General features: G+C 35.2%; 7 protein-coding genes. 5 read left to right on the forward strand and 2 right to left on the reverse strand.

Annotated features, from left to right (window positions below):
• Nucleotides 1–19 precede the first annotated feature (19 nt).
• Nucleotides 20–1612, reverse strand: coding sequence for a NarK/NasA family nitrate transporter (locus C4F50_RS16965; RefSeq protein WP_194139841.1), 1593 nt, complete (start codon nucleotides 1610–1612; stop codon nucleotides 20–22).
• 30 nt (nucleotides 1613–1642) lie between these two features.
• Nucleotides 1643–3118, reverse strand: coding sequence for an MFS transporter (locus C4F50_RS16970; RefSeq protein WP_194139842.1), 1476 nt, complete (start codon nucleotides 3116–3118; stop codon nucleotides 1643–1645).
• A gap of 730 nt (nucleotides 3119–3848) precedes the next feature.
• Between C4F50_RS16970 and nrfH the strand changes: the two genes are divergently transcribed.
• From nrfH to C4F50_RS16995, 5 genes are all read left to right on the forward strand, one after another.
• Nucleotides 3849–4475: a cytochrome c nitrite reductase small subunit gene (nrfH, locus tag C4F50_RS16975; protein ID WP_194139843.1), complete on the forward strand. Its 627-nt coding sequence runs from the start codon at nucleotides 3849–3851 to the stop codon at nucleotides 4473–4475.
• A 29-nt stretch (nucleotides 4476–4504) separates the two neighbouring features.
• On the forward strand, nucleotides 4505–5992 hold the full coding sequence (gene nrfA, locus C4F50_RS16980; protein WP_194139844.1) for an ammonia-forming cytochrome c nitrite reductase: 1488 nt from the start codon (nucleotides 4505–4507) through the stop codon (nucleotides 5990–5992).
• Nucleotides 5993–6093: 101 nt separating this feature from the next.
• Nucleotides 6094–7341 (forward strand): cytochrome c biogenesis ResB family protein, encoded by a 1248-nt coding sequence (locus tag C4F50_RS16985; RefSeq protein ID WP_194139845.1) that lies wholly within the window; start codon nucleotides 6094–6096, stop codon nucleotides 7339–7341.
• A gap of 114 nt (nucleotides 7342–7455) precedes the next feature.
• Complete coding sequence (ccsA, locus tag C4F50_RS16990; RefSeq protein ID WP_348537023.1) at nucleotides 7456–8196, forward strand: cytochrome c biogenesis protein CcsA; 741 nt, start codon at nucleotides 7456–7458, stop codon at nucleotides 8194–8196.
• A gap of 878 nt (nucleotides 8197–9074) precedes the next feature.
• On the forward strand, nucleotides 9075–12206 hold the full coding sequence (locus C4F50_RS16995; RefSeq protein ID WP_194139847.1) for a SusC/RagA family TonB-linked outer membrane protein: 3132 nt from the start codon (nucleotides 9075–9077) through the stop codon (nucleotides 12204–12206).
• Nucleotides 12207–12216 lie beyond the last annotated feature (10 nt).

A 12216-nucleotide genomic window follows, 5' to 3' on the forward strand; every position in this document is an offset into this window, starting at 1 on the left:
TATTTTAATGATTACTTATTTAACTTGGTTTTTCACAATTTTTACGATTGTAAAACCACCAATTGATACCTGTAGCTAATATAGCAAAAACAGCAACACCTATAAAGAACTGATTTACAGTACCATTGGCGGAAATATTATTTCCAATCAATTTAGAGAAGATAAATGGTCCGAATGCCGCAATCGCAGCTGTCCAGCCAATTACTCCAGCCGCCTGACGTGGGTTTTCTTTAAAAATAATTGGATATTGTCTAAATGTTCCTGCATTTCCAACTCCGGTAAAAAAGAACATTGCTAAAATAACCGTTACAAAAAGAGGAAATTGTTCCATACTTGTAGGAGCAACCAATCCTTGAGTAACCAAAATAATTGCTCCAGATAAAATTCCTAATCCAGTAATAGTAGTTAAAATTGCGCCTCCTACTTTATCAGCCACAAAACCAAAAGCAATTCGGCTTGCAGAACCAATCAGCGGACCATAAAAAGCATATACTAAAGGATCTGGTGCATTGGGAAAATCTCCATACAAAAATTTAATCATCAAAGGAAATGCTGCAGAAAGCCCAGCAAACGTTCCAAAAGTCATTACATAAGTTATCGTACAATACCAAGTATGTTTATTTGAAAAGATATCCAATTGCTCTTTTACAGAAGCTTTCATTGGAATACTTCTTAAATAAAACCAGCTTACAATTGCCATAATAATCAAAAGAGGTGCAAACCAAAATGCTGCAGACTGCAGATAAATTGGTTTATTTTTTACAGCTTGATTTTCGGCTTCAATATTATTTAATATTTTCTCTGCCAATTTTGGATTCGCATTGGCAATTGCTTTTGCTTTTGCTTTAACAGGAAGTGAAGTAAAAAGAACTACATTATCAGTAGAATTTACCGCAGTGCTTACAGAATCAATAACGTTTTTCTTAACATTAGAAAGTATTTTAGTTTGGACAGCAGCATCCAGCGTAGCAAAAACTTCTTTTTGTTTTTCAATTGACGAATTCTGGAAAACAGACACCGTTTCTTTAGGATCGATACTTGTAAATACTGTTGAAGCTCCAAAAATTCCAACACTAATAATCATTGGTGTAACAAATTGTGCAAGTGAAACCCCAAAATTTCCTATTCCCGCCTGAATTCCAAGAGCAGTTCCTTTTAGTCTCTGTGGAAAGAATAAACTTGTACTTGGCATGTAAGAAGAGAAATCTCCCCCGCCAAAACCAGTTGTAAAGGCTAGAACTGCAAAAACCCAAAATGGTGTATTGACATCCATAATCGCAAAACCAATTCCGATTACAGGGATTAATTTTATTGCCGTAGCAAAAGATACTATATGACGTGTTCCAAATATAGGAAGCAAGAATGTGTGGATGATTCTCAAAAATCCAGCTGCTAATCCAGGTATTGCTGTCAGCCAGAAAAGCTGATCTTTAGAAAAATTAAATCCTAGCCCTGGTAATTTTACCGCAATAACACTCATCATAAACCATGAGGCAAACGATAATGTTAAGGTAATTGTTGTAATTATCAGCGTTCTCCAAGCTATTTTACTTCCGCCAGCATTCCAAAAAGCATCATCTTCAGGGTTCCATTTGTCTAACCAAGTTTTCATATTTTTTATTTTTTTAGTTTTTATTTTTTTTTAATGATTATCTTCTATTTGTCTTATAAAATTGGGTGATTTGCTTCTCATCGCTTTAATGATTGTTGTATGCATCCATACGAGGCAAAGGACAGAAACTATAAAAATAAAGATCCAGGAGCTTGTCCATAAACCTGTATAATTCAATAAATAGCCAAAGATTATTGGTCCCAGAAAACCTCCTAAACCACCAATTAGTCCGACCATTCCTCCTACAACTCCCACTTCATTCGGGAAATATTCTGGAATATGTTTGTACACTGCCGCTTTTCCTATTCCCCATGATATACCAATAAGGATTACCAAAACAAGATATACCCAAAGATTGGCGCTGAAATTAATCTGCGTAATACCTTGTGCCAGCAATTCTTTCTTCTTTACTTCTTGATTTTGTTTGACAACGATTTCCTGCCAAGATTTTTTTACAGGAAAAACAGGATTACCAGCATTTTCATTTTTTTTCTGAATGTTTACGTGGTGTATTTTTCCATTAACTACAATTTTATCAGCTGTTATTTCTGTAACTGTACCGTTATTCATTGCTAGTACACCCGGACCTGCGGTAAATATTTCCATTTTTGGGAACATTAATAAAAAGCTTATGATAATTGAAGAACCTAAAACCCAATACATTACTTTTCTAGCGCCAAATTTATCTGACAAATAACCTCCAAATGCTCTGATAATGCCAGACGGAAGACTAAAGAGGGTTGCAAACATTCCGCCCATTACCAAAGTTGTATTGTAAACATTCATAAAATTTGGGAGCAGCCATTGCGAATAGGCAACGAAAAATCCGAAAACTAAAAAGTAATAAGCTCCAAAACGCCAGACTCTTGTCTTAGCAAGAGGCGACAATAATTCACTCATCGTTTTTGAAACTCCTTGATTCGTTTTATTTTTAGCAAAAACTAGAAAAAGAACTCCTATAACAATAAGAGTAACACCATAAATTACTGGAAGCATTTTCCATCCGTTAATTGGATCTTTTTCTGATAAATTATTTAACAAGGTAGGTGCTATGAAAGTGGTAATAGCCGCTCCGGCATTTCCCATACCAAAGATTCCTAAGGCCCTTCCCTGCCATTCTTTTGGATACCAAATTGAAGTATATCCTATCCCAACAGCAAAGCTTGTACCGACCAATCCAAAGAAAAAACTAAGAATTGCAAAACTCCAAAAGGAACTGGCAAAAGACATTAGTAAAAGCGGAATAGAACACAATAAAAGTAAAGCAGAATAGACAATCTTTCCGCCGTATTTATCTGTTAAGATCCCTATTGGAAGCCTGAAAATTGAACCCGAAAGAATTGGGATTCCAAGAAGCCATCCGATTTCTACAACCGTAAAATTGAAAATTCCTTTATCTGCCAAAAAAGTAATTAAAACACCGTTGAGTGTCCAGCAAGCAAAACAAACCGTAAAAGCAAGCGTGTTAAGAAATAAAATTCTGTGAGATTGTGACAAATTACTCATATGATTATAAAATTTACTTGCACAACTGAGCAGATTCATTCTCAATTGTTGCGCAAAATTATGTCCATACATTCTTACTAAATATGACAAATATCATATTAAAAGATTATTTTGTCTTTATTTAAAATCATCCTAAATAGCTAAAAATGAAGCACTAATTATTATTGTTTCAAATAAAGACCTTTTCATTTTGTAAGAATAAAAATTTACAAACAAATTATAGCTGATTTATTGCGGCAAGTAATTAGAGACAACGGCGAAAAAAGTATGAAATAGCATGGAGAAACTTTAAGACTTTATGCTGTATAAACGTCAGCATAAAAAGCTATTTGGCGTAGAATTTACTTTTTTTTGTTTTTTGTATTAAGAATCAATGTCAAATTTTCTTTATATAGAGAAATATCATTCATCGAATAAATACAAAATCTCATCTGTAATGTTTTATTGAAGAATAAAAAAAATAATTCTACCATTTTATTTACTAAATACAAATAAGAAGTATTAAAAGTAAAAAAAAACACATTAAAACACAAATAATCAGACAATTAATCTTTTATTTTTATTATATCACCTCATTTCTTTTCGTTTGAAATATTGAAATAATCAGTAAATCTTTCTTTTAAAACGACTGCAAAAATTTACTATAATAAAATTCTGTTATCTGATATTTATCATTAAAAAGTAGGATTTTACACTTTATTTTTGCCCCATAATTAAACTTGCATCGTTTATGAAAAAAATTATTAGTTATTTCTTACCTCCACGTAAATGGGTTCCATTTGTAATCGTAGCAACAGGAATTGGAATGGGATTATTTGCGTATTTACTATATGTTTCTAATGCGGTCTCCTATCTTTCTGATGAACCCAAAACATGCGTAAATTGTCATGTTATGGCTCCATTTTATGCTACATGGCAGCACAGTTCACATGCTAGAGTAACCAATTGTAATGATTGTCACGTACCTCATAACAATCCCTTTAATAAATATTTTTTTAAGGCTAAAGATGGTATTTATCATGCCACAGTATTTACATGGCGTGCAGAGCCACAGGTAATTCAAATAAAAGAAGCAGGAACGGATGTGGTTCAAAAAAACTGCCAGCGATGTCATAGTGATCTAAATTCAAATGTCAGCACTACTGGAGTCACTCTCGAAAGCAAAAAACATGGAGAAGGAAAGTTATGCTGGGACTGTCATCGAGAAGTTCCCCACGGACGTGTAAACAGCTTATCGTCAGCGCCAAATGCTAGAATTCCTAATCTGGATTCTCCAGTTCCTGAATGGCTTCGCAAACAAACAGACAGCACAGAAAATGCAAAAAAGAACACAATAAATGCAGTAGATAAAAATTAATCAAAACAAAATTAAATACAGATATAATTATGGCAACTCTAAAAGAAATTATAAAACAAAAACCTTGGATGGGGTGGATAATGTTTGGCATTACAATGCTATTGGTTTTTGTACTAGGCTTGTTAGTAAACAGCGTGATGGAGCGAAGAACCGAAGCTTTATTTGCTAATAAAGTTATGGCACCAGTAGGCGAATTTGAATCTAAAAATGAAGTCTGGGGGGCAAATTATCCTCGTGAATATCAAACTTATTACGAAACCGCAGATACCACTTTTACCAGTCTGTATGGAGGAGGAAAAATGAGAGATATGCTTCATGAAGATCCTCGTATGGTAATTTTATGGGCAGGTTATGCTTTCTCTAAAGATTACAATCAGGGTAGAGGACACTTTTATGCATTAGAAGATATCTACAATACTTTGAGAACAGGTGCTCCAAAAGGGCCGCAAGACGGACCTCAGCCTTCTAGCTGCTGGGTATGTAAATCTCCAGATGTACCAAGAATGATGGACAAATTAGGAATTGATGAATTCTACAAACAAACATGGGCTGCATTAGGACCTGAAATTGTAAATCCGATTGGATGTGCAGATTGTCATGATTCTAAAACAATGAATCTAAAAATTACCCGCCCAGCATTAATTGAAGCGTTTAAAGAACAAGGAAAAGATATTACAAAAGCAACTCATAATGAAATGCGCTCTTTAGTATGCGCGCAATGTCACGTAGAATACTATTTTGATAAAAAATCTGTAGAGGGTGCTGCAAAAGTAAAATTCCCATGGAAAAATGGTATGGCTGTCGAAGATATGGAGAAATATTATGACGGTATTGAATTTAGTGATTTTACACACGCACTAAGTAAAGCTCCTATTATAAAAGCACAACACCCTGATTATGAAATTCATCAAATGGGAATTCACGGACAAAGAGGCGTTTCTTGTGCAGATTGTCATATGCCTTACAAGAGCGAAGGAGGACAAAAATTTACAGATCATAAAATTCAGTCACCACTTAATAACGTAGCAAACTCTTGTCAGGTTTGTCATCGTGAAGAAGAGAAAACTTTGGTTGCCAACGTAAATGAGCGCCAGAAAAAAATTCATGAGATCCGTATCGAATTAGAAGATCAATTGGTAAAAGCTCATTTAGAGGCAAAATTAGCTTGGGATAAAGGTGCAACCGAAGCTCAAATGAAAGATATATTAAAACTAATTCGTCAAGCGCAATGGCGTTGGGATTTTGCTGCTGCATCACATGGAGGTTCTTTCCATGCTCCTCTAGAAACTGCAAGAGTGATCACAAATGGATTAAATAAGGCTGCTGAAGCTCGAGTTGGACTAAGCAAAGTATTGGTTTCTTTAGGTCAAACGGCTCCAATGCAATATCCTGATTTATCTACAAAAGATAAAGCCCAAAAATATATCGGTCTTGATATGAGCAAAGAAAGAAGCAATAAAGCCGAATTTAAAAAGAATGTTTTACCAAAATGGCTGGAAGAAGCAAAGAAAAAATAATTGCTGTTTCTATACCTATTAAATAATTTGAGAGGGAGCTGAAAAAAGTTTATTAGACTTTTTTTTGCTCTCTTCTCTACATAAAATCACCACAGAATAGAATGGGAATACAAAACTCTGAAAATCGTCAATCCACTAAAAAACAGTTGTGGCAGTATCCGTGGGATTATAAAGAATCTGCTATAATCAGTTTCGGTTTATTAATTGTGGGATATCTGCTGCAAATAACAACCAGAACGTCTATAAAAGCAGTTGGAGCTCCAATAAATTACTTTATCGGAGCAGTATTTATTATCATGCTGCTTTTGCTTCACTTTTTTTACAGAAATCATCCTTGGGTAAAATGGCTGCGATCTGTGCCGGCATCGGTAAGCGCGATAACATTAGTTTTAATTCAAGCAATTTTAATGGGAACATTGCCACAGCAAAATTTTGTTGAAGGAACCAAACCAGATTTATTTGGTTTTTCGTTTGTACTGTCGAGCTGGCCCTTTATCATTGCGCAATTCTATTTTTTAACAACTCTTGGGTTGGCAACATTGAATCGAATGACACCCTGGCAATGGAAAAATTGGGGATTTGTATTAAATCATCTCGGTCTTTTTATCGCAATGACGGCAGGAATTCTAGGCAGCGGCGATCTAAAGCGTTATACAATGGATTTATATGAAAACCAGCTTGTATGGGGAGCCAAAACAGAAAAAGGAAACCAAATACCTATGCCAATTGCTTTTGAGCTAAAAAGTTTTGATATGGAAACCTTTGCGCCAAAACTTGCTCTGGCCGACATTACCACCAATAATATACAAACCAAGGGGGTTAATGCTCTTCGAATGATTGAAAAAGGTGATCATTACGATTATAAAAATTATAAAATTAAAATCTTAGATTATCTTGAAAACAGCAAATTTACCGGAAATGGTTATTTTCAAGTAAATGAAGAAGGTGCCGCGCCAGCAGCACGCATCGAAGTAAAATCGGCAACAATGGATACCATTGCCTGGATTAGCTGCGGCAGTTTTGCAACCCAATACTCCTATTTACAGTTAAGCGAAAAAGAAGCAATCGTAATGCTGCAACCTGAAGCCAAAAAATATAGTTCGCACGTAAACGTATATGTCAAAGATGGTAAAAATGAAAGTGCTGTAATTGAAGTTAATAAACCTTATAAGGTTAATGGATGGAAGGTGTACCAATTGAGTTATGACGAAAAATTTGGAAAGTGGTCTAAATTGAGCGTTATCGAAATAGTAAGTGATCCTTGGCTTCCTATTGTTTATTGCGGCATATTTATGATGCTTGTTGGAGCTGTATATCTGATCTTTAAAGGAAAAGGAACTGCACTATAATTTTCAAAAACTACTGTGAATATTTAATCACTATAATTAAATTGATTTTTAATGAATTACTGGATCTATTTTTCTAATTATGCTCTTACTGCCTTATTCTTTTGGCTGATTTGCATGCTTCTTCAACTCATAAAGAGCACGAGGACAAAAACACTATTGCTATTACTTTTTGCATCATTAGGCGCTTTATCTATGATTATTTTTACCTATAATTTATGGTCTCACCTAGGACGCCCTCCTATGCGTACCTTAGGAGAAACAAGGTTATGGTATGCTGTTTTTTTACCAATAATTGGTATCGTTACTTATTTTCGATGGAAATATAAATGGCTGCTCAATTACAGTTTAGGGATGGCCTGTATTTTCTTAATCATAAATTATTTAAATCCTGATACCTATAACAAAGCTCTTATGCCTGCCTTACAGAGTATATGGTTTGTACCACATGTTTTAGTTTATATTTTCTCATATGCGCTGCTCGCTGCCTCATCTATAGTCTCTTGTTATGGGTTATATAAATTTTATACCGGCACTTATAAAGATACTGCGCTGCAGCTGGCCAATAACCTCGTTTATGTAGGTTTTGGTTTTCTTTCCTTAGGGTTGTTATTTGGAGCTTTATGGGCCAAAGAAGCTTGGGGACATTATTGGACATGGGATCCTAAGGAAACATGGGCAATGCTTACTTGGTTAGGATATTTGATTTACATACACGTACGCTATCGCTATCCAGCTAAAGTCGAAGTAGCTTTAATTACTTTAACAGCGGCTTTCGTTATATTATTATTATGCTGGTTTGGTGTTAATTATATGCCGTCTGCGGGGCAAAGCGTACATACTTATTCTAACACATAAAATAACTAATTACTATCTCTCAACTGGAACTGTATTTTTTAATACAGTTCTTTTTTTTTATTTCAACTCAAAAATGATGATGATTCAAACAGCATTTCTGCATCAATTATTTTCGATAAAATTAAACCACTCCTATTTTTTGACATTTAAAGCACTCCATTTTAAGACAATAAAATTCTCAGCACAAAAAAACATCAGAATAAATACTACATTTTTTAATTATTGCTGATTTAATTTTAACATACTCCCCTCTTTTCAATTCTTTGCAAATCCCTTTTAAAATGCGGTATGCGGTACTTTCAAATTGTCTTTCACTGGCTGTAATCGTATTTTTTTCAAAAAAAAACTTCTAAACTTTTGGTTTTTATTATATTAAATTTAACTTTGTCCTATAGAGTTAGTAGAGTTTTAAATATTATTTCAAACCATAAAAGACTAAATTGTGATAACAACAGAAAACATCTCGTTTGATATTCTTCCTAAAAAATACACTTATAGCGCTGTTTGTTATATGTGTAGCTGTTGCTAATACACTGTATCTATATTTTCGTTTTTAAATGATTATTTAAAACGAAGTTCGAAAAAAAACACCACCAAAAATATTTACCGAAATAATCCTAAAAGTCTTTCTGATGCACTTTGTGCATGAGTCAGCTACTTTAAACCATGCGATAATTAAAAAATTAAATAACTAACAACTAAAAAAACTAAAATGAAAATAATGCAAAACTGCTGTTGTAAATAAAAAAAGCCATTTCTGCGGCAACAGAAATGGCGAGGCTTAAAGAACATTTATCACTAAATCAAGAACACTTTTAGAGTGCTGTAAAAACAGTGCTCAGGGCGTCTTGTTAATTACTTAAAACCAGTACAAAGAAATGAAAAAAAAGTTAAACATATACATACTGCTGTTTCTACTCTCAATAACAGCAGGATTACAAGCCCAAAATACCACCCCTCTAATTCAGTCTAAACTCGATGGGACTGTTGTAGACGCTATTACAAACGAACCCATAATTGGTGCATCTGTAACTATTAAAGGCACAACTCACGGAGTTGTGACAGATGCAGAAGGAAAATTTTACTTTCAAACAGGTCAAAAATTTCCTTATACTTTGATCGTTAGTTATATCGGTTATAAAAAAGCCGAAATAATTGTAGAAAAAAATCCTATCATTATCAATCTTAAAGAAGAGCGTCAGGAACTTGACGAATTGGTAGTTGTTGGATATGGAACTCAGAAAAGAAAAGACATTACGGGTTCTGTTGCTTCGGTTCCAAAAGCAAATTTATCTCAGGTTACTTCTTCGGCAGATAATCTATTAAGAGGCGCTGTTGCTGGTGTGGTAGTTACGCAAAGTTCTGGTCGCCCAGGTGCTTCTTCAAGCGTTCGAATTCGCGGTGGAAACTCTATTACAGCAGGAAATGAGCCTCTTTATGTTGTGGACGGAATTTTAATTTATAACGACAACAATAACAGCTCTGCGGGGGTTGCCTTTTCTGGCGCGAGTGTCAATGTAATGTCGACAATAAATCCGGCAGATATTGAATCTATTGAAGTTTTAAAGGATGCATCTGCAACTGCAATTTACGGTTCTCGCGGTGCAAATGGAGTTGTAATCATTACCACAAAAAAAGGTACTAAAGGACAGGATAATATTTCGTACCAAGGTTATTTTGGTTTTCAAAATATTTCGAAGAAACTAAGACTGATGAATGCCAGCGAATGGGCAAGTTTGAGAAATGATGTTCAGGCAAGTATTGGTCAGGCACCTTCTTTTTCAGCAGCTCAGATCGAAGCATTAAAAACATCTGGTAATTACGACTGGCAGTCGGCAGCTTTTATAAAAGCGGCACCTGTACAAAACCATCAGCTTTCTTTTTCTGGAGGAGACGAAAGATCAAGATATGCAATTTCTGCAGGATATTTTGACCAGGAAGGGATTGTTTTAGGCTCTGATTTTAAACGCATTTCACTTCGCGCTAATTACGAAAGAAATTATTCGCAGAATTTTAAATTTGGCGTCAATGCAAATTATACCAATTCTATTTCAAACGGCGTAGGAACAAATGGAGGCACTGCTGCCGGAAGAAATCCAAATCCGCTTGTGAGTGTTGTTTTGACTGCTCCTGTGGTTCCAATCAAAAATGCTGACGGGAGTTATAATGTAACGAATAATCCGTACGCGACTTCTGTCAATGGTTATGTCCCAAATCCGATTAATGATTTGGAAAACACAACCAACGAAACCAAATTAAACAGAATCCTGACCAGCTTATTTGGCGAATATAAAATCACTAAAAAATTAACGGCTAAAGTTGCGGTAAGCGGTGACGTATTAAACACCAAACAAAATTATTATGCACCAGCCAATACCACAACCGGAGCAGGAACAAAAGGTCTGGCTTCTGTGGGAGAACGCGTTGTAAGTTCTGTTTTAAATGAAAACACATTGAATTACAATACCAATTTTGGTGAAAATCATAAATTTTCTGCTTTAGGAGGTTATACACTTCAATATACTAAAGGTGAAGTTGTAAATGCCGGCGCACAGACTTTTGTAAATGATGCTAATACCTACAATGCACTGCAAGATGGTGTGGCGGTTAAACCGTACAGCGATGCTTTTGAAAGTGTGCTAAAATCCTGGCTGGCAAGAGTAAATTATTCTTATAAAGGAAAATACAACTTTACTCTTTCTGGACGGGCCGATGGTTCTTCTCGATTTGGAGCGGAGTCTCTTTGGGGGTACTTTCCGTCTGCTGGTTTCTCTTGGAATATTACCGACGAAGAATTTGCAAATAATATAAAAGGCGTAACCGAAGCCAAACTTAGAATTACTGCCGGAACAACAGGAAACCAAGAAATAGGAAACTATCTGTCTCTTCCTGCAATGGGTTCTGTAAATTATTCTTTTGGAGGTACTTTGTACACGGGGCTCGCTCCTACCCGTTTAGCAAATCCGGATTTGAAATGGGAAAAAACAAATCAGTATAATGTTGGATTGGATTTATCCTTACTGGACCGAAAAATCAATTTTGTTTTTGATGTGTATTACAAAAAAACAAACGATTTGTTAATCAATGTTCCCGTTCCGTTGAGTTCAGGTTATGCAACGGTTCTTCAGAATATTGGAGGCGTAGAAAACAAAGGTGTTGAAATTGGGCTGACTACAGAAAACCTTAAAACCAAAAACTTTGCGTGGAACTCTAACATCGTTTTTTCTGCAAACCGAAATAAAGTAGTTGCTATCGGAAATGGTGTTAACGAATTTTTCCCTGTTGTTCCAAATGGCTCCTTATTGCAGCAACAACCAGTTATCGTAAAAGTAGGGCTGCCTTTGGGAACTTTCTGGGGATATAGAACAAACGGAATTTTTCAGACTCAGGAAGAAATAAACACGCAGCCAAAAATCAATAGTCTGGCTAATACTAAAGTGGGAGACCGAAAATATGTTGACACAAATGGAGACGGTGTAATTACAGCATTGGATAAAGGAAATTTAGGCACTTCTCAGCCAAAATTCATCGGAAGTTTCAGCAATACGGTTTCATACAAAGATTTTGATCTGAACTTTTCTTTTCAGGGATCTTACGGCGGTAAAATCTTCAATGCTTTGAACCAGCAGTTAGAAATCTCAACGCTTGGAACTAATGCTGCCGCAACTCTTAACGACCGATGGACACCGACAAATCCAAGTAACGAAATTCCGAGAGCTTCAAGTTCTCCGCTGGGAATTGTTTCTGAAAGATATGTTGAAGACGCTTCTTTCTTAAGATTAAAACTAATTACGCTGGGCTATACGCTGCCAAAAAGTGTTTCGAAAAAACTAGGAACAAAGAGCGTTAAATTTTACATCTCTGCAGAAAACTTAATTACATGGACTAAATATACTGGTTATGATCCAGAGGTAAGTTCATACGAACAAAACAACTTATATCCGGGAATTGATTTTGGTTCTTATCCGAATTCTAAAACCTTTATTTCTGGCCTTAACGTAACATTCTAAGTAAAAATAC

The organism is Flavobacterium hungaricum (assembly GCF_015182285.1).
GTDB classification, from domain to species: domain Bacteria; phylum Bacteroidota; class Bacteroidia; order Flavobacteriales; family Flavobacteriaceae; genus Flavobacterium; species Flavobacterium hungaricum.